18 protein-coding genes are annotated in these 17426 nt (G+C 69.8%); 7 read left to right on the top strand and 11 right to left on the bottom strand.

Annotated features, from left to right (window positions below; translation table 11 throughout):
- The first annotated feature begins 1 nt into the window (after window position 1).
- The gene (locus BLO63_RS00460; protein WP_091435819.1) at window positions 2-598 is read left to right on the top strand and encodes a thiamine phosphate synthase; all 597 of its coding nucleotides are present in this window, start codon (window positions 2-4) and stop codon (window positions 596-598) included.
- A gap of 285 nt (window positions 599-883) precedes the next feature.
- Here BLO63_RS00460 and BLO63_RS00465 read toward each other — a convergent pair whose 3' ends face one another.
- The 5 genes from BLO63_RS00465 to cysQ form a co-directional block, all read right to left on the bottom strand.
- Entirely contained in the window at window positions 884-1435 is a 552-nt protein-coding gene (locus BLO63_RS00465; RefSeq protein ID WP_091435822.1) for a DUF2087 domain-containing protein, read from the bottom strand.
- A gap of 314 nt (window positions 1436-1749) precedes the next feature.
- Window positions 1750-3120 (bottom strand): NAD(P)H-dependent oxidoreductase, encoded by a 1371-nt coding sequence (locus BLO63_RS00470; protein ID WP_091435824.1) that lies wholly within the window; start codon window positions 3118-3120, stop codon window positions 1750-1752.
- An 83-nt stretch (window positions 3121-3203) separates the two neighbouring features.
- Window positions 3204-4256, bottom strand: a complete 1053-nt coding sequence (locus BLO63_RS00475; protein WP_091435825.1) for a coiled-coil domain-containing protein — start codon at window positions 4254-4256, stop codon at window positions 3204-3206.
- A gap of 238 nt (window positions 4257-4494) precedes the next feature.
- On the bottom strand, window positions 4495-5070 hold the full coding sequence (locus BLO63_RS00480) for a DUF1134 domain-containing protein (protein WP_091435827.1): 576 nt from the start codon (window positions 5068-5070) through the stop codon (window positions 4495-4497).
- Window positions 5071-5242: 172 nt separating this feature from the next.
- Complete coding sequence (gene cysQ / locus BLO63_RS00485; protein WP_091435829.1) at window positions 5243-6064, bottom strand: 3'(2'),5'-bisphosphate nucleotidase CysQ; 822 nt, start codon at window positions 6062-6064, stop codon at window positions 5243-5245.
- A gap of 146 nt (window positions 6065-6210) precedes the next feature.
- On the opposite strand from cysQ, the gene chpT reads away from it, so the two are divergent.
- From chpT to copM, 4 genes are all read left to right on the top strand, one after another.
- Window positions 6211-6858, top strand: a complete 648-nt coding sequence (chpT, locus tag BLO63_RS00490) for a histidine phosphotransferase ChpT (protein WP_162841742.1) — start codon at window positions 6211-6213, stop codon at window positions 6856-6858.
- A gap of 158 nt (window positions 6859-7016) precedes the next feature.
- Window positions 7017-8237 (top strand): CheW domain-containing protein, encoded by a 1221-nt coding sequence (locus BLO63_RS00495; RefSeq protein ID WP_091435831.1) that lies wholly within the window; start codon window positions 7017-7019, stop codon window positions 8235-8237.
- 140 nt (window positions 8238-8377) lie between these two features.
- The gene (locus BLO63_RS00500; RefSeq protein WP_091435833.1) at window positions 8378-8758 is read left to right on the top strand and encodes a hypothetical protein; all 381 of its coding nucleotides are present in this window, start codon (window positions 8378-8380) and stop codon (window positions 8756-8758) included.
- A 54-nt stretch (window positions 8759-8812) separates the two neighbouring features.
- Window positions 8813-9202, top strand: a complete 390-nt coding sequence (gene copM, locus BLO63_RS00505; protein WP_091435834.1) for a CopM family metallochaperone — start codon at window positions 8813-8815, stop codon at window positions 9200-9202.
- 155 nt (window positions 9203-9357) lie between these two features.
- Here the strand turns inward: copM and ctrA are convergent, their stop codons facing one another.
- Window positions 9358-10059 (bottom strand): response regulator transcription factor CtrA, encoded by a 702-nt coding sequence (gene ctrA / locus BLO63_RS00510; protein WP_091435836.1) that lies wholly within the window; start codon window positions 10057-10059, stop codon window positions 9358-9360.
- A 524-nt stretch (window positions 10060-10583) separates the two neighbouring features.
- Here ctrA and BLO63_RS00515 point away from each other — a divergent pair.
- The gene (locus BLO63_RS00515; protein ID WP_091435838.1) at window positions 10584-10982 is read left to right on the top strand and encodes a flagellar export protein FliJ; all 399 of its coding nucleotides are present in this window, start codon (window positions 10584-10586) and stop codon (window positions 10980-10982) included.
- A 6-nt stretch (window positions 10983-10988) separates the two neighbouring features.
- Here BLO63_RS00515 and BLO63_RS00520 read toward each other — a convergent pair whose 3' ends face one another.
- A complete protein-coding gene (locus tag BLO63_RS00520) occupies window positions 10989-11615 on the bottom strand; it encodes a GNAT family N-acetyltransferase (protein WP_091435841.1) in 627 nt (208 codons plus the stop codon).
- Window positions 11616-11773: 158 nt separating this feature from the next.
- Here BLO63_RS00520 and BLO63_RS00525 point away from each other — a divergent pair, with 158 nt between their 5' ends.
- Window positions 11774-12874, top strand: coding sequence for a sulfate/molybdate ABC transporter ATP-binding protein (locus BLO63_RS00525; protein ID WP_091435843.1), 1101 nt, complete (start codon window positions 11774-11776; stop codon window positions 12872-12874).
- Between the two features lie 146 nt (window positions 12875-13020).
- On the opposite strand, the gene tmpT is transcribed toward BLO63_RS00525, so the two are convergent.
- The 4 genes from tmpT to recQ all read right to left on the bottom strand — a co-directional run bounded on the left by tmpT (window position 13021) and on the right by recQ (window position 17397).
- On the bottom strand, window positions 13021-13659 hold the full coding sequence (gene tmpT / locus BLO63_RS00530; RefSeq protein WP_091437205.1) for a thiopurine S-methyltransferase: 639 nt from the start codon (window positions 13657-13659) through the stop codon (window positions 13021-13023).
- A 62-nt stretch (window positions 13660-13721) separates the two neighbouring features.
- Window positions 13722-14669 carry a YVTN family beta-propeller repeat protein gene (locus tag BLO63_RS00535; RefSeq protein WP_091435846.1) on the bottom strand — a complete coding sequence of 316 codons (948 nt, stop codon included), beginning with the start codon at window positions 14667-14669 and terminating at the stop codon, window positions 13722-13724.
- A gap of 215 nt (window positions 14670-14884) precedes the next feature.
- Entirely contained in the window at window positions 14885-15430 is a 546-nt protein-coding gene (locus tag BLO63_RS00540) for an SRPBCC family protein (protein ID WP_091437207.1), read from the bottom strand.
- Between the two features lie 128 nt (window positions 15431-15558).
- Window positions 15559-17397 (bottom strand): DNA helicase RecQ, encoded by a 1839-nt coding sequence (gene recQ / locus BLO63_RS00545; protein ID WP_091435847.1) that lies wholly within the window; start codon window positions 17395-17397, stop codon window positions 15559-15561.
- Between the last annotated feature and the right edge of the window lie 29 nt (window positions 17398-17426).

The following is a 17426-nucleotide window of genomic DNA, read 5'->3' on the forward strand; positions in this document are numbered from 1 at the left end:
CATGAAGCTCGATCCGTTCTATCTCATCGTCGACCGCGCCTCCTGGCTGCCGCGCCTGCTGCCGCAGGGGGTGAAGCTGGTGCAGCTGCGCGCCAAGGACATGGACGAGGCCGAGCTGCGCCGGGAGATCGCCACGGCGCGCGATGTCTGCGCCCGCTTCGGCGCCCAGCTGATCATCAATGATTACTGGAAGCTGGCGATCGAGCTCGGCTGCGATTTCGTCCATCTCGGCCAGGAGGACCTTGCCGAGGCCGACGTGCCGGCGATGCGGCGGGCCGGGCTCAAGCTCGGCATCAGCACCCATGACGAGGCCGAGCTGGAAGCCGCGCTGCTGGCCGGGCCCGACTACGTCGCGCTCGGCCCGGTCTACCCCACCATACTCAAGAAGATGCGCTGGGCACCGCAGGGGCTGGAGCGGGTCAGCCAGTGGAAGGCGCGGATCGGCGACCTGCCGCTGGTCGGCATTGGCGGCCTCACCATCGAGCGCGCGCCGGGCGTGCGGCAGGCCGGGGCGGACAGCCTCGCCGTCGTCACCGATGTGCTGCTGAACGACAACCCCGAGGCCCGCGCCCGCGAATGGGTGCTGGCGACGCGGTAGGGACTTCCTCGCTTTTACCGCCCCTCATCCCCGGGCTTGACCCGGGGACCCAGACTTGTTCGCGGGCGCATCGGGCCGCTGGGTGCCCGGGTCAAGCCCGGGCATGAGGGGGCCTACTCGGGCGGCGCTGCCCCGCCAAAGGGGGACCTGCCTGTCCTCCTTGCGCCCGTGGTTCCGCCCTCATCCCCGGGCCTTGACCCGGGGACCCAGCTTTTCCGTGGGCGCATTGGGCCGCTGGGTGCCCGGGTCAAGCCCGGGCATGAGGGTTCTGGGTAGGGCGCGGCCTCAGCCGGCGGCGCGGCGCTGGCGCAGCAGGGCGGCGAGCTTGGCCATGTCAGGCGGCGGCTCGCGCTCGATGCGGCTGTACTCGCTGCCGTCCGGCGTGCGGCGGAACAGGCCAAATTCCACCATCTCGCGGCGCAGCAGGGCGTAGTCGCCGAACAGGTGCTCGGCGTTCAGCAGCTCGTTCATCCGACGCTCGTTGAACACCTCGCCGCTCGGCAGGCGCGACCACAGCAGCCACAGGCAGAGGATCTGCTGGTTGCGCTTCTTCGGCCAGCGCACCAGCCGGCCCTGCGGATCGAACAGGCGCAGCGCCTTCTCGCAGCGCGTGTGGTCCGCCGGTGCCGGCGGTTCGGCCGGGGCGGCCGACAGCCGGCCGCGCGCCTGCGCATCCGCCCGCAAATGCTGGAAGTTGCGGTAGCCGGCGCCGCGCGCCAGCAGGTTCAGCAGCTCGACATGGCCTGGCGGGCGGTCGAGCGCGGCGATGCCCTGATGCAGGGTGCGGGCGAGCGCCGAAATATCCGGCGCCTCAAAGGCCAGAGTGAGTCTGGACATGACCTATCCTCGTTGGTGCCCTTTCGCGAGGAAATGTCGGGGTTGCCGTCTTGCGACCGGGCACAAGGACAAGTGCAGGGTGCGAAAATCGAGCAGGTTTAGCTCCCCTTGCGGGGCGGCAACGCCTCGGTGAACTGCAGACCGTGGCGCAGAAATAAGCGAGGCGGGGCGCGATGTCCAGCGCCCCCTCGTTGTCGTCGAAGGGCCCTCATCCCCGGGCGTGACCCGGGGATCCAGACTTCGCGACGGTCCCGCGCCGGGCCGCTGGGTGCCCGGGTCGAGCCCGGGCATGAGGATTGGAGCGGCGCCGGGCTTTACTCCGCCGCTGCGCTGATACCGCCGGCGAAAGCGCGCTCCATCTCGCGGCGCAGGCGCACAGCCGGGCTGTCCTTCACCTCGACATCGGCCCAGCCGACGATTTCGCCCTCGGCAATGTCGCGGGTGAGCGTCACATGATGGGCGAGGCCGATCGGCAGGCCGCCTCGTGCCAGCGAGGTGGCGGCGGGGAAGAGCTTGCCCCAGACGGTGAAGCCGCCCTCGCCATCCAGCGTCTCGCCGGCCTTTAGCGGCCGCTTGGCCACGGCTACAACGTCGGCGTTGAAGGTTTCCGTCACCCCCGTCGGCTCATGGCGCAACGCCGCCGAGGCGACGCTGACGCCGAGTTCCAGCCCGATCAAATGATAGGGCCGGTAGAGCGCGGTGGTGCGGCCGGAGGCATCCGTCACCACGCCATATTCCTTGAAGCAGCGGCGGGCATAGTCGCCGCGGGGGCTGGGATCGGCCTCGAACACGACATAGACGCCCCAGCGCAGATCGCGGAACACCGGGCGGCCGTCGCGCTCCAGCGAGGAGACGGTTTCCACCGTGCCGGAATGCTCCAGAAGGCCGCCCTGTTCGCGCGGGCGGAGAATGGTGGCGAGGTCGTCGACGCCGCAGGGCGGGAACAGCAGGCCGTCGGACGGCGCCTTCAGCCCGGCCGCATTGGCGATGGCGGCCATCTCGATCGAGGATTTGGTGCCGTCGGCGAAGGAGTTGAACATCTGCGCGTTCATGCCGCCCTGCGCCGCCTGCTCGGGCGTCAGGCCATACAGGTCCCAGATCGTGTCCGGGGTCGAGCGGTGGAAGCTTGGCAGGTATTTCGTGCCCTTGCCGGCGCAGACGACATTGAAGCCGCAGGTCCGGGCCCAGTCGACCATCTCGCACACCAGCGCCGGCTGGTCGCCATAGGCCATGGAATAGACGACGCCGGCCTTGCGGGCGCGCTCGGCCAGCAGCGGGCCGACCAGCACATCGGCCTCCACCGTGACCATGACGATGTGGCGGCCGTGCTCGATCGCCAGCAGCGCATGGGCGGCGCCGGCGGCGGGGCTGCCGGTGACTTCCACCACCACGTCGAGCCCGTCGGCGGCGATCAGCGCCGCCGCGTCGTCGGTCAGCATGGTGCGGCCGGTGCCCAGCGCCTCGGTGAAGGAGGAAGCGACGACGGCGTCCGCGTCCCAGCCGGTGGCTTCGAGCGCGGCGCGGGCGCGCGGGACCGACAGATCGGCGATGCCGAGCAGATGCAGGCCGGGCGTGGTGCGCAGCTGCGACAGGAACATGGAGCCGAACTTGCCGGCGCCGATGAGGCCGACGCGGACGGGGCGGCCGGCATCGGCGCGGGCCTTGAGCAGGCGGGCGAGATTCATCAGGCGTTTCCTTCCCAGGAGTGCGGCCGGGCTTGGCGCCCGGTCTGGTTCTTCGCCGGCCGGCCGGGGCCGGCGGCGCGATGTCAGCCGGCGACGACCCGGCCCTGGGGGCGGGTTTCGTCCGCCGCCAGCGTTTCGGCGGCGGTGTGGGCGGCGGTGTGGGCGGCTTGGAGGTCGAGAATGCGGTCGGCCAGTGTCGGCGGGGCGCCGGGAACGCGGGAATGGCCGGCGAGCAGCGCCTCGATCGGCGAGCCGGGGCCCTCCAGCCGGGCGGTGAGGTGGGCGACCCCGGCGGCGATGTCGCTGATATGCTCACGCAGCATCGCGGTGTCGACCGTGCCATCAGGTGCCGCCTCGGCCGAGGGCGGCGCGGCGGCGGCGAGCGCGGTGAGCCGCTCGATCCGCTCCTGCAGCGCGGCGCGTTCCTCCTGCGCCCGGGCGAGGGCGTCCTGCACCGTGGCCAGCTCTTGCTGCATCGTTTGGTTCCGACGCTGTTCGGTTGCGAGGCTTTCGCCGGTGGTGCGCACCGTCTCGCGCTCGCGCGCCAGATGGGCGTTGGCGGCGGCGAGCTGGCGGTCGAGTTCGCCGATGCGGTCCTTGAGCGTGTCGCGCAGCGTGGTCAGTGCCACATGCTCGATCTTCAGCTCGTCTTCCCGCGTGCTGGTGTCCTCGAAGGCGTCGCGGGTGCGGGCAAGCTCGGTGCGCGCCTGCAACAGGGCGGCGCGGGCTTCCTCAAGGTGGCGGGTGGTGGTTTCAAGCTCGCCGCGCAGATGGTCGCGATGGGTGGCGACGCTGGCATGCTCGGTCTGCAGCGCGTCGAGCTCGGTCGCGAGCCGCTCGATGGTTTCCTGCCGGCTGCGCAGCGCCTCGGCCTGGCGGACGATCTCGCCCTGTTGCGCGGCGGTGCGGACCTGCTGGCGCTCCACCTCCATCTCCAGCCGGCGGATGCCGACGGCGAACAGGGCGCGCTGCTCGTCCTTGTCGGCCTGCACCTCGGCGATGGAGACGGGGATGGCGCCCTCGATCCGCTTACGGGTGAGCCGCACCGCCCGCCGCCACACCGCCGGCAGCGTGAGCAGCGCCAGCAGGGTCGCGGTCAGGAAGCCGATGGCGGAATACATGATCGCTTCGATCATGCGGCGTTCTCACCTCAGAGGATGGCGGGGGTCCGGGAAAGGGGGACGACCAGCCGGGGAGCCAACAGGTTACAGATACCAAAACGGCCGGGCTAGAGCCCTTATCCATCAGGTGAAATGACCTGATGGATAAGGACGTGCTCATCAATCAACACGCTGGAGCCTTTTCCCGTCGCGAAAATCCGTCAGCTCAAGTGGAAAAGGCTCCAGCCCGCCGCACGGCAATCGGTGGGGCGGTTCAGAAGGGGTTCCACGTCGCGGCGGGGGTGAACTTGAGATAGCCGATATTGGCGCCGAGGCGCACGCCGACGCCCGAGCGGATCGGCACGACGACGATATTGTCCGAGGCCAGCGCCGTCATGCCGAAGCCGGCGACAAAATAGGCCGAGCCGGAAATGCCGCCGAAACGCCGGAAGATGTCGTTGATGCCGTTGAGGTTGTAAACCAGAATCATGGTGCGGGCGCCGTCGCCGCCGAAGTCCCAGCCGAGCGAGGGGCCCTGCCAGTAGACCTTCAGGTCGCCGGCATTGCGGGTGTAGAGCGTGCCATCGCCGTAGCGCAGGCCGCCGACAAAGGCGCCGGAGCCTTCCTGGCCGAGAATATAACCATTGGGCTGGCCCCACTGGTTGACCGCCTTCTCGATCGACAAAGCAAGGCCGCGCGAGACCTCGCCAAAGAAGCCGTGGCCCTGCTGCACCAGCTCGTCGCTGGAATAGGTGTTGGCCTGCTGCGCCTGTGCCTGCGCGGGCGCGGCGATCAGGGGCAGGGCGAAGAGAAGGGCGACGCAGGCAAAAAGGGCGCGCAAGGTCGGCATTGGCGGTCTCGCGTTTGATCTCAACAAGCGGGGAGCCGCCCGTGACGGGCCCGATCAAGGACCCGGGCAACCAACACCCCGACGCTATCAATAGCATGGAGTGCGACCAGAGAAAGGCGCCGGGCGTCCAAAAGGGCCGAAGCGGGGGCAGGTGTGGCCCGGCGGCCGGCTCTCACCCGGCGGCGCCGCGGGCGATGAAACCGTGGACGCGGTAGTCTGCCTCGGTACGGGCATAGGGCAGGGGGCTGCCATCGGGCCGGCACACGCTGCCGCCGGCGGCCCGCACCACCGCATGGCCGGCGGCGACATCCCATTCGCACACCGTGCCGAAGCGCGGGTAGAGGTCGGCCCGGCCTTCCGCCACCAGGCCGAACTTCAACGCCGAGCCGCAGCTGATCGATTCGGCGACGTCGAGACCGGCGAGAAAAGCTGATGTCTCGGGGTCGAGATGCGAGCGGCTGGCGACCGCGACGATGCCGTTGCGCGGCACTGGCCGGCAGCGAATCGGGGTCCAGGAGCCGGGAGCGGCGTCGCGCCCGCCGAGGAAGGCAAAGCCCCCCTGCGCCGTGGTGGCGCCAGCATAGAGCTTGTTCACCGCCGGGGCGAGCACGATGCCGAAGCTCGGCACGCCGGCTTCCACCAGGCCGATATTCACCGTGAACTCGCCGCTGGCGCCGATGAATTCGCGGGTGCCGTCGAGCGGGTCGACGAGCAGGAAGGTGTCGGCCGACGCGCCCAGCGCTTCGCCCTGGCCCTGCGCCACCGCTTCCTCGGCGATGACGGGCACGCCCGGCAGCAGGCGCGCCAGTTCGGCGCGCAGCAATTCCTCCGAGGCGAGATCGGCTGCCGTCACCGGGCTCTCGTCGCTCTTGCGCGCAACCGTCAGTCCCTCGGCGCGGATGCGCAGGATGACCTCGCCGGCCTTCAGCGCCGCACCGGCAAGGGCGGACAAAAGGCTGAGATGGTGCGGCAGGGACGTCACGGGGGAAGACATTGCGCGAGGGACTCCGGCTTGGGAATGGAGGGAGAAACGGTTGGCCTCAATGGGAGCGCGGTGTATCACACCCGCATCGTCGGCCGCAGGGGCCGGCTGCATTTTCGGGCGGCCGATTCGCCGCACACTCTCTGCAAAGGGACGCGATGACGACCGCCATCGACCTCGACAAGCTCGACCTCGCCGCCCTCCTGTGCTCGCGCGTCTGCCACGACGTGATCAGCCCGGTCGGCGCCATCGTCAACGGGCTCGAAGTGCTGGAGGACGAGGACGACCCGGCGATGAAGAGCTTCGCGCTCGACCTCATCGCCAAGAGCGCCCGCCAGGCCTCCGCCCGGCTGCAATTCGCCCGCCTCGCCTTCGGCGCCGCCGGTTCGGCCGGGGCGCAGATCGACACCGGCGATGCCGAGAAGGTGGCGCGCGGCTTCATCGAAGACGACCGCACCAGCCTGACCTGGCAGCTGCCGCGCGTGCTGGCGCCGAAGAACAAGGTGAAGCTGCTGCTGAACCTGCTCGTGGTCGCCACCTCCACCATTCCGCGCGGCGGGCGCCTCAGTGTGGAAGAAAACGGCACCGGCGAGGAGGGCGGTTTCCGCCTTTCCACCCAGGGCAGCCATTCCCGCATTCCCCCGCACCTGGTCGCACTGCTGGCCGGGGAGGCGCAGGAGGGCGGCTCGCTCGACGCCCACGCCATCCAGCCGCACTATACCGGGCTGCTGGCGCGGGCGACGGGCTATGGCATCAGCCTCGCCCATGAGGGCGACGCGGTGACGATCCTGGTCGCGCGCGGCTGATCGGCCGGGGCAGGCGCCCGCCGCCTGCGAGCAGGGGGCTTTGCGGGGGAACGTCCGGGGAGCTTACGGAAGGTTCAGACGACATTAACGGTATCGGTGGAAACTGACGCTCGCAGGCCGAAAGGTCGGTGTGTCGTGTCCCGTAGTGCCGGTCGCCCATGTTCCCCGTCGATTCCCTGCCTGCCGCCCCGCGCGGCCCCGTCTCCCGCGAAGCTGCCCGCATCGCTGCGAGCCTGCGCGCGCCCTCGCCACGCCCCGAACCGGCCCGCGCCGAACCGTCGCGGATCGAGCGGACCCGCGCGGCGGCGCCGCGCGTCGACATTCTGGCCTTTGCGCTGGGCAAGCTGCGCCTCGCCTTTGCCGCCGCCCAGGTGATGGATTCGATGACGGTGAGCGGCGCGCGCTGGGCGCGGCTGCTGGCCATGGCCGACACCGGGACGCTGGCCGCGAGCGGCCTGCCGCTGATCGAGCTCGCCGCCCGCATGGGCCTCGCCACACCACGCGGCACCACCGGTACGCTGCTGCTCATCGGCAGCGGCGGCAAGGTGCGCGCCGCCGTGCTGGTGGAGGGCGAGCTGCAGCGCCAGGAGGCGGTGGTGGAAGCCCTGCCGCCGAGCTGGCGCGAGCGTTTCGGGCCCGGCGCCCACATGCTGGACGGCGTGGCGCTGCTTTCCGACGGCGCGCGGGTGGCGATGGTCGACCTGCCGCTCGGCGTGGCGATGAAGCGCCCCGCCGCGCCGGCGTCGGAGGCCGACACCGCGCATCTGCTGGTGCGGGCCGGCCGGACGCAGATGGAGGCGGTGCGCGTCGCCTCGCTGCAGAGCGTGACGGCGCTGGAGAAGGTTCCCGGAATCGCGCTGCTTCCCACCCCCGGCCGCCCGGCGCGGCGCATGCTGCTGGCCTTTGGCGGCGAGGGCGAGGCCGTCGTCGTCGACGAGATTGTCGGGCTGGCGCCGCAGGGGCGGATCGAGCGGGTGGGCGGCCTGCGCTTTCTCGCCACCGCGACCGGGCGCTACCGGCTGCTTGAGCCGGCGGGCACGCAGGCGCCGCGCCCCGCCCCGTCGCGGGTGCTGGTGACGGCGCCGGAAGGGGAGGCCCGTAGCGCCTTGCGCGACCTCGTCCGCGCCATGGGGCATGAGGTGCGGCTGGCCGACGACCCGCGCGCGGCCCGGCTGATGGGTGGGCGCTTCGACATCATCCTGTTCGATCTCGACGCCTATGGCGATGTGCGCGAGGCCGGCATCGCCGCCAGCGATCCGGGCCGGCGCATCGGCCTTGCGGCGGGCGCGCTGCCGGCGCCGCCCGGCTTCGACGCCGTGGTGAAGGCGGGCGACGAGGTGGCGCTGGTGCTGGCGCTGCTGGCGCCGGCGCCGCGCTGAGCGGCGGGCGGCATCGCCCGGCCATCACGGCTGCGCCATCCGTGCTTTACCCGCTGTACCGCTGCGCAGCGGCTTGGTAGCGTGCCAACGACGCTGCCGCTCCCGGGTCGGGACCGGAAGGGCGCCTCCGGGATGGGTCGATGCGCCTTCTGTCCGTTTTTCGCCTGATGCTGGCGCTGGTCGCGCTGGGCGCCGCGCTGGCGGGCCCGGCGGCAGCGACGCGGGCGATGGCGGCGCCGGCCATGGCCTCGCCCGGCATGCCCTGCCATGAGGCGGCCCTCAGTGAGGTTCCGCCCACGCTCCACCTGATGAGGGCGGCCCGGCCGGCGGTGGCGGAATCGGCGACATCGCCCGCTGCCCCGCATCTGTGCTGCGTGCTCAGTCCTCTCGTGATGACGCCGCAGGTCGCGCCGGCGCTGGTGCTGCCGGAGGCGGAACGCACCGCGCTGGCCCTGCCGGAGGGGCGGCCGCTGGCCGGCCTCACCCTGGCGACGCCGGTGCCGCCGCCGCGCCTCGTCTGATCGTCCCATGCGCGCGGCCGCCCGGCCGCATCGTCACGATCAGAGGATTTCAACATGAACCGTATCATTCGCGCGGCGCTTCTGGCCGCCGGCCTTTCGCTGTCGCCCGTGCTTGCCTTCGCCCAGGACGCCTCCATGCCGCATGGCGCCATGCCGATGGACCACAGCGCGCATATGGGAGGGGCCGCCACTGCCTCGACGGAAGCGTTCGAGGCCGCCAATGCCCGCATGCATCAGGACATGGCCATTCCCTTCACCGGCAATGCCGATATCGACTTCGCCCGCGGCATGATCCCCCATCATGAAGGGGCGATCGCCATGGCGCGGATCGAGCTCGAACACGGCAAGGACCCGGAATTGCGGGCGTTGGCGCAGGAGATCATCAAGGCGCAGGAGGGCGAGATCGCCTTCCTCAAAGCCTGGCTGGCCAAGAACGCGAAGTAGCCCAGCGCGCTGTCACCAACGTCATCCCGGACGGCCGGAACGGCCGCTCCGGGATGATGGCGGGCGAGGGGGCTCGCCACACCGCCCTCCCGCCAAACAAAAACCCCGCCTTGCGGCGGGGCTTTCAGTCGGGGAGGATCGGTGATCGCGGAAAGTCAGGCGGACAGGCGGTCCGACTCGTTGCCGGCGTCGCGCAGCACATAGCCGCGGCCCCAGACGGTCTCGATGAAATTGTGGCCCTGCGAGGCGTTGGCGAGCTTCTTGCGCAGCTTGCAGATGAAGACGTCGATGATCTTCAGCTCCGGCTCGTCCATGCCGCCATAGAGATGGTTGAGGAACATCTCCTTGGTCAGGGTGGTGCCCTTGCGCAGCGAGAGGAGCTCCAGCATCTGGTACTCCTTGCCGGTCAGATGCACCCGGTTGCCGGCGACCTCGACCGTCTTGGTGTCGAGATTGACCACCAGATCGCCGGTGGTGATGACCGACTGGGCATGGCCCTTGGAGCGGCGCACGATGGCGTGGATGCGGGCGACCAGCTCGTCCTTGTGGAACGGCTTGGTGAGATAATCGTCGGCGCCGAAGCCGAGGCCCTTCACCTTGTCCTCGATGCCGGCGAGGCCGGAGAGGATCAGGATCGGCGTCTTCACCTTGGCGACGCGCAGCCCCTTGAGGACGTCATAGCCCGACATGTCGGGCAGATTGAGGTCCAGCAGGATGATGTCGTAGTCGTAGAGTTTGCCGAGATCGACGCCCTCTTCACCGAGATCGGTCGTGTAGACGTTGAAGTTCTCGGACTTGAGCATCAACTCGATGCTCTGCGCGGTCGCGCGGTCGTCCTCGATGAGCAAGACGCGCATGCCAATCCCCTTCCCTCGCCATGGCCCCGGGGGGTTCAGCGCTCAACCGGACTCTTCCAAGCCGAGCGTGACCCCACCCCGCGCCCGGCTCGACACACACCGATTCGTTACTTCGTGAGACAAGGGGTAACAAAAACCGATTCCCGAGCACAAGCGGGGACACGAAATATCTTCGAGTGTTCCCGCAAGAGTTTGTTCGAAAATCGGAATTTCTCATCCCGATCGCTGAAGTCGAATCTTAACAAGCGTGTCTAAGTGAGTCTCTCGACTCCGCTTTCGCGGGTGCCGCGACCCCACCGGACGACATCGCGATCATTAACGAGCCCGGTAAACAAATCGTTTCGATCCGGAACCCCTGAGGCGCTTTCCCCGGCGCCCGCTACCTTTTCCGCAAAAAGAGTAAGGAACCGGCAACATCTGTTGGCGAAAATGCCCTTGCCGCGGCGTGATGGCGGCTCGTGACGACCGCCTTGTCGCGCCCCGAACGGGGAAGCGGGCGGACGACGGAACGGAGTAAGCCGACCATGAAGTCGCTCGACACCCTCATCCGCCTCAAGCGGTTCCAGGCGGAAGAAAAGCGCCGCCATCTGGCGCAGATCGAGACCATGATTGCGGAGTTCGACCGCATGGCGCGCGATCTCGAACGCGAGATCGAGGCCGAGGAGCAGCGCTCGGGCATCACCGACACCCAGCATTTCGCCTATTCGACCTATGCCCGCGCCGCCGCGACCCGTCGCGACAACATGCGTCGCTCCGCCGACGAGCTGAAGGGCCAGCTCAGCGAGGCGCGCCTCGCCCATGACGAGGCGCTGGACGAGCTGAAGAAGATGGAGGCGCTCGGCGAGCGCGAGCGGGTCGAGGCGCCCGTCGAAATGGCACCCCGCAACATTGCCGGCCGGGCCCGGGCCGTGCTCGGCGCCTGAGAGCGCTCAGCCGGCCTCGATGACAGGTACATGCGGCGCCGCCTCGCGCGCCAGCACCCCGGCGAGGCGGGGATCGTCGACGATCTCCACCGCGCTCGCATAGGGCCGGAATCCCGCCTTGATGTAGAAAATCAGCGCGCCCTGCTTGTCATGGGTGCAGGTGTGGACATGCACCCGCCGGGGCTGGCGCTCCCAGGCGCGGGCCAGCGCCCGGTTCATCATGAAGCGGCCGGCGCCGCTGCCCACCATGTCGGGCACGAGCCCGACAAAGGCGAGTTCGATCTCGCCCGGCACGCGGCCATCGAGCTCGATATAGCCGGCCTCCACGCCATTCTTGCGCAGCACCAGCACCTCCACCTCGGGGGAGTGAAGGATCGCGGCCAGTTCCGCGTCGCTCATGCGCAGCCGCGAGAACCACAGCCAGTCCTCGCCGACGCGACGGAACAGCGCGCGGTACCAGGCGACATCCGGGGCGGTCATCCGTTCCAGCGTCAGGCCCTCGCTGGCCCGCTCCGGCAGAGGCGGGGGCGGGGCGGTCATCTCAAGCATCGTCACTATCCCCGCGATCTTGCCGAGCGGCAGGGGCGTGTAGCCATTAAGATTGAGGATGAGCGGCGCGGCGGGATCGGTCATGGCGGGAACTTCCGGTGAGGTCGCCCCTTCTAGCCTCATCGGCGCACCTTCCGCCATGGGGCGGATGCCGGTGCGCGGCGCGTTGCGGGGTTCACAGCGGCGAATTTTCGGATATCTTGCGGATAATTCCATTTAGTACATCTAAAGAGAGTGAATTCATGACGGTCGCCGTCACCATCGACCAGGTCGGCAAGAGCTTCGGCAGCGGCGCGCCGGCGCTTTCCAACGTCTCGCTCGATGTGAAGCCCAGCGAACTGGTGGCGCTGCTCGGTCCTTCCGGCTCGGGCAAGACCACGCTGCTGCGCATCGTTGCCGGGCTGGAGCAGCCGAGCCATGGCCGGGTGCTGTTCGACGGGCATGACGCGCTCTCGGTGCCGGTGCGCCGGCGCGGCATTGGCTTCGTGTTCCAGAACTACGCCCTGTTCCGCCACATGACGGTGGCGGAGAATGTCGCCTTCGGCCTGCGCTCGCGCCCGCGCGCCGAGCGGCCGTCGGAAGCCGATATCCGCTCGCGCGTGGCGGACCTTCTCGCGCTGGTGCAGCTGGAATCCTATGGCGGGCGTTTCCCGGCGCAGCTTTCCGGCGGCCAGCGCCAGCGCGTGGCGCTGGCCCGCGCGCTGGCGATCGAGCCCAAGGTGCTGCTGCTGGACGAGCCCTTCGGCGCGCTCGACGCGCTGGTGCGCAAGGAACTGCGCCGCTGGCTGCGCGAGCTGCATGACCGCACCGGCCACACCACGCTGTTCGTCACCCATGACCAGGAAGAGGCGCTGGAACTCGCCGACCGGGTGGTGGTGATGGGCAAGGGCAAGATCGAGCAGGTCGGCACGCCGGATGATGTGTATGACCGGCCGGAAACCGCCGCGGTGTTCGGCTTCATGGGCGAATCGAGCCGGATCGAGGTCGAGGTGAAGGGCGGCGTGGCGCTTGCCGGCGCCACCGCCATCGCCGCGGCGACGCAGTCCGTGCCGGATGGGCCGGGCCTGCTCTATGTGCGCCCGCATGATGTGACGCTGGGCCTGCCCGGCACGGCGGGGCTGAAGGGGCAGGTGCGCGCCTTCCGCCGCCACGGCGCCATCCGCCGGGTGGAGATCGCGGTGGGCAGCGCCGTGCTGGAGGCCGATATCGCCCCGACGGTGCGGGTGCCGATCGGCGAGAAGGTGGCGGTACGGCTCGACCGCGCCCGCCTGTTCGCCTCCGAGGGGCCGGGCGTCGATACCAAGGCCCCGCCGGCGCAGCAGCCGGGCGACTACGCGATCTGAGGGGCGTCTGCCCTGACGCCCTCATCCCCGGGCTTGACCCGGGGATCCAGGCTTGCGACGGCCGCTCGGCCCGATGCCCGGGGGCGTCCTTCCGGGCCACGGGGTGCCCGGGTCAAGCTCGGGCATGAGGGCCGCGCGGCGTGCGCTCAGCGCCGCTCCAGCTTCCAGACGTCCTCGACCACCGGCCCGACGCCGCGCAGCCCGCCCTTGAGCGGGTGCTTTTCCAGCAGTGTCGGGTGGTAGGCCGCGCCGTAGAGGCGGCGCACCTCGTGCTCGTGGACGGCAAAGGGCGGGCCGACGGTGAGGCTCTGGTCGTAGTCGAAGGTGATCAGCAGCTGCCGGGCATGGTGCGTGAGATGCACGAGATGGGCGGCGTAGCGCGCGCGCATCGCCTCGGGCAGGGCGACCAGCGCGGCGCGGTCATAGATGGCGGCGACCGGCCCCAGCACCTCGTGCGTGAGGTCGAAGATGTCGCCGACGAAGACGGTGATCCCTTCCGCCGCGAAGCGTTCCAGCGGGCCGATCTCGGTGATCTCGGGCGTGACGCCGAGTTCGGTGAACAGCTGCTCGACGGCGAGGCGGCTCAGCTCCGCGCCGGCCACCTCAAAGCCGTGCGCCAGCAGCCAGTGCAGATCGTGGCTCTTTCCGCAAAGCGGCACGAACACCCGCGCGCCCGGCGCGAGGCCGAGCGCCTGAAAATGGCGGACCAGCAGCGGATTGGCCGCGCCTTCGTGAAAGGCGATCTCGTTCGCTTCCCACTTCTTGTGCCAGAAATCGGGGTCCATGGCGGTGCCTTCCTGTTGCGCGGGCGGCATCATAGGCGCCGCCGGACTGGAGGCCATCTATTTCACTCGCGTGTCCGGCGGATGAAGGCACCGAAGGCGCGCGGGCCGTCGGCCACCGGGATCGTTTCCACCACCTTCAGCGTCGCGGTGTCGATGATCTCCAGCGTGTTGGCTTCCCAGCAGGCGACGTACACGAAGGCCCCGTCGCGGCTGGCGGCGATGCCCTCGGGGTAATCGCCGACCGGGATGGCGGCGAGCACCTCAAGCGTCGTGGTGTCGAACACGGTGACGGTCGAATCATACTGGTCGGTGACGAAGGCGCGGCCCCCGGCCAGCGCCACCGCATAGGGCCGCGCGCCGACCTTGACGGTGGCCACCACCTTGCGCGCCGCGAGGTCGATGATGCTCACATCATTGGAGGCGACATTGGCGGTGTAGGCGCGTGCGCCTGCCGCATCGAGGGTGACGCCGAAGGGGCGGGCGCCGACCGGGATCGAGGCGAGGCGGGTGAGGGTCTTGGTGTCGATCAGGCTCACCGCGTCGGAATCACGGTCGGCGGAGACCAGCAGCGCGCCGTCCGGCGTCACCGCGAGACCGGAGGGGGATTGGCCGACCGCGACCTCGCCGGAAACCGTGCCGGTCGCCGCGTCCACCGCCTTGATGCGGTGCTGGTACCAGTCAGCGACATAGGCCGGGCTGCCGGAGGGGTGGACGGCAACGCCGAGCGGACCGCCGCCGAGATCGACCCGGTGGGTCACGCTGCGGGTGGCGGCGTCGAGAATGGTCAGCGCCTTGCCGTCCGGCGAAGTGACGAAGGCGCGGGCGCCGTCCACGCTCACCGCGATGCCGGCCGGCTTGCCTGAGATGGGCAGGGTGGCCACCACCTTGCGGGTGGCGAGGTCGACGATGGAGAGCCTTTCCGCCGGCTGCGAGGTGACGAAGGCTTCATCCGCAAGGGCGGGCGAGGCGAGGAGGAGGGCGAGGAGGGCCAGTGCCCCGATCACCGTCATCCCGGACGACCGAAGGTCGATCCGGGATCGCAGGGAGGCGGCGCGCGATCCCGGCGCGCGCGGTCGCGCGGCCGGCTCGCGCGGGGGCGCGGCTGGGATGACGCCGGGAGGGAAGGGCGGCTCATCGGGCCGCCGAGGCCCCTCACCCCAACCCTCTCCCCGACGGGGAGAGGGAGAAGGGCACCTCGTCATCGACACCGATATCGCCCTAGGGCTCAGCTGCCGCCCTCGATCTGCTTCTTCATGTTTTCCAGCCCGGCCTTGTAGAGGCCGGTGACGGCGTTGACGGCGGCCTCGTCGTTCAGCTCCGGCGGCGGGTCATTGTTGGGGTAGCCGCGATAGAAGGCGCCGCGCCACTCGACCTCGGACTTCTTGCCCTCGTCGGCCGGGGTGACGATGAGCCAGGACGAGTAATTCGTCACCGGCAGCACCGCGACGTCGACCTTGTCGATGCGGTACATCAGGGTCATCTTTTCCGGCTCGAACTTGGCGACCTCTTCCTCGACGGTGGCGCCGTTCTTCAGGGTGAGGGTGCGCTTGGCGCCGGGGGCGTTGCCGCCGGTGCCCTCGGTCTTGGCGACCACCGGGATCCAGCTGCCATCCTGGAAATTGGAGACCACGGCCCACACCTTCTCCGGCGGGGCGTTGATCTCGATCTTCTCGGAAATCTTCTGACGGGTCGGGCCGTGCGCCGCCGCGGGGGGCAGCGTGGCGAGCAGGGAGGTGGCGGCCAGCGCCGCAGTCAACAGGTGAATCTTCATCGTTTCCATCCCGGAAAAGGGTTCATTCCGGACTTTTGCGTCCGTTGACCCGCAGTCTAGGGAGGGATTCGGCGTTCGTGAACTCTCTTGCGTGTGGAAAAGTCCCCGGGCCGAATTCTTTTCGGCGGTCAGGAGAATTCTTTGAGAATCTTAAGAAAGGCGGCGCCGAAGGCTTCCAGCTTGGCGGCGCCGACGCCCTTGACCCCGGCCAGCTCGGTGCGGGTGCGCGGATGCTCCACCGCCATCTCCTCCAGCGTCTTGTCGGCGAAGACGACATAGGCCGGCACATTGCGCTCGGCCGCCAGTTCGCGCCGCAGCGCCTTGAGCTTGCCGAGCAGCGCCGTCTCCGCCGGGGCGAGCTCCGCGCCGCTGTCGGAGCGGGCGAAGCGCTCGCGCGAGCGCTTGACCGGCGCGCGCAGGGTGAAGGCGCGGGTGCCGCCGAGCACGGCGAGGCCGATCTCGGTGAGGGTGAGGGCGCCGAAGCGCGTGGGGTCGGCGTGCAGCGCCCCGGTGGCGACAAGCTGGCGCAGCAGCGCGCGCCACTCGGTCGCCGGCTTGTCGCCCCCGGCGCCGAAATCGGCGAGCTTGTCATGGCCGCGCCCGCAGATCTGGTCGGTGCGCTGGCCGGTGACGACGCTGGCGAGATAGGCGGCGCCGAAGCGCTCGCCGGTGGCGCGCACGAGACGCAGCACCAGCTGGGCCTCGGCGCTGGCGTCGACCACCTTGGGCGGGTCGCGGCAGACATCGCAGGCGCCGCACGCCTTGGCGCGCTCGCCGAAATAGCCGAGCAGTACGGCGCGCCGGCAGGTGACGGCCTCGCAGAAGCCGACCATGGCGTCGAGCCGGCGGGCCTCCACCATCTTGCGTTCGGGCGGCGAGGGTTCCTCGTCGAGGAAGCGGCGGCGGGTGGCGATATCGCCGGCGGAATAGAGCAGCAGCGCCTCCGCCGGCTGGCCGTCGCGGCCGGCGCGGCCGATCTCCTGATAATAGGATTCCAGCGTGCCCGGCGCGTCGGCATGCAGCACATAGCGCACATCCGACTTGTCGATGCCCATGCCGAAGGCGACGGTGGCGACCATCACCACCCCGTCCTCGGCCAGAAAGGTTTCCTGATTGGCGGCGCGCGCCTCCGCGCTCATGCCGGCATGGTAGGGCAGGGCGCGGATGCCGGAAGCGGACAGCCGCTCGGCGGTCTCGTCCACCTTCTTGCGCGAGATGCGGTAGATGATGCCGGCCATGCCGGGGCGGGCGCGGACATAGCTCTCGATCTGCCGCGCCGGGTCCTTCTTGTCCTCGACGGCGATGAAGATGTTCGGCCGGTCGAAGCCGGAAACGAAGACGCGGGCCTGCCCGCCGAACAGCCGCTCGACAATGTCGTCGCGGGTGGCGCGGTCGGCGGTGGCGGTCATCGCCACCAGCGGCAGGCCGGGGAAGATCTCGCGTAGCCGGCCGAGGCCGAGATATTCGTTGCGGAAGGAATGGCCCCATTGCGAGATGCAGTGCGCCTCGTCCACCGCCACCAGACCCAGCGAGAAACGCGACAGCGCCGCCAGCATGCGCTCGGTGAGCAGCCGCTCGGGGGCGAGATAGAGCAGGCGCACCTCGCCCGCCGCCACCCGCCGCCAGATCGCGACATTGTCCTCGCGGGATTTTCCCGAATGGATGGCCTCGGCGGCGACGCCCTGCAGCTTCAGCGCGTTCACCTGGTCGTCCATCAGCGCGATCAGCGGCGAGACGACGATGGAGAGCCCGCCCTTCACCAGAGCCGGCAGCTGGTAGCACAGCGACTTGCCGGCGCCGGTCGGCATGACCGCCAGCGTCGGCACCCCGGCGAGGATGGAATCGACCACCTCCTGCTGGCCGGGGCGGAAACGGTCGAAGCCGAACACCTCGGCCAGTCGCGCCCGCTTCGCCTCCTCGATGTGAGGCGGCAGGATGCCGTGCGATGAGGTGACGGGAATGTTCATTCCGCGCGTGTTCGTCCGGTTAGGCGGGC

Origin of the sequence: Ancylobacter rudongensis (assembly GCF_900100155.1) — a bacterium.
GTDB lineage: Bacteria > Pseudomonadota > Alphaproteobacteria > Rhizobiales > Xanthobacteraceae > Ancylobacter > Ancylobacter rudongensis.

Coding starts and splice junctions, on each gene's coding strand:
- chpT (WP_162841742.1), top strand. CDS start 6,211: ATGACGACCGCCATCGACCTCGACAAGCTCGACCTCGCCGCCCTCCTG.
- BLO63_RS00525 (WP_091435843.1), top strand. CDS start 11,774: ATGACGGTCGCCGTCACCATCGACCAGGTCGGCAAGAGCTTCGGCAGC.
- BLO63_RS00540 (WP_091437207.1), bottom strand. CDS start 15,430: ATGAAGATTCACCTGTTGACTGCGGCGCTGGCCGCCACCTCCCTGCTC.
- BLO63_RS00470 (WP_091435824.1), bottom strand. CDS start 3,120: ATGAATCTCGCCCGCCTGCTCAAGGCCCGCGCCGATGCCGGCCGCCCC.
- BLO63_RS00465 (WP_091435822.1), bottom strand. CDS start 1,435: ATGTCCAGACTCACTCTGGCCTTTGAGGCGCCGGATATTTCGGCGCTC.
- BLO63_RS00460 (WP_091435819.1), top strand. CDS start 2: ATGAAGCTCGATCCGTTCTATCTCATCGTCGACCGCGCCTCCTGGCTG.
- copM (WP_091435834.1), top strand. CDS start 8,813: ATGAACCGTATCATTCGCGCGGCGCTTCTGGCCGCCGGCCTTTCGCTG.
- BLO63_RS00480 (WP_091435827.1), bottom strand. CDS start 5,070: ATGCCGACCTTGCGCGCCCTTTTTGCCTGCGTCGCCCTTCTCTTCGCC.
- cysQ (WP_091435829.1), bottom strand. CDS start 6,064: ATGTCTTCCCCCGTGACGTCCCTGCCGCACCATCTCAGCCTTTTGTCC.
- recQ (WP_091435847.1), bottom strand. CDS start 17,397: ATGAACATTCCCGTCACCTCATCGCACGGCATCCTGCCGCCTCACATC.
- BLO63_RS00515 (WP_091435838.1), top strand. CDS start 10,584: ATGAAGTCGCTCGACACCCTCATCCGCCTCAAGCGGTTCCAGGCGGAA.
- BLO63_RS00500 (WP_091435833.1), top strand. CDS start 8,378: ATGCGCCTTCTGTCCGTTTTTCGCCTGATGCTGGCGCTGGTCGCGCTG.
- BLO63_RS00520 (WP_091435841.1), bottom strand. CDS start 11,615: ATGACCGATCCCGCCGCGCCGCTCATCCTCAATCTTAATGGCTACACG.
- ctrA (WP_091435836.1), bottom strand. CDS start 10,059: ATGCGCGTCTTGCTCATCGAGGACGACCGCGCGACCGCGCAGAGCATC.
- BLO63_RS00535 (WP_091435846.1), bottom strand. CDS start 14,669: ATGACGGTGATCGGGGCACTGGCCCTCCTCGCCCTCCTCCTCGCCTCG.
- BLO63_RS00475 (WP_091435825.1), bottom strand. CDS start 4,256: ATGATCGAAGCGATCATGTATTCCGCCATCGGCTTCCTGACCGCGACC.
- tmpT (WP_091437205.1), bottom strand. CDS start 13,659: ATGGACCCCGATTTCTGGCACAAGAAGTGGGAAGCGAACGAGATCGCC.
- BLO63_RS00495 (WP_091435831.1), top strand. CDS start 7,017: ATGTTCCCCGTCGATTCCCTGCCTGCCGCCCCGCGCGGCCCCGTCTCC.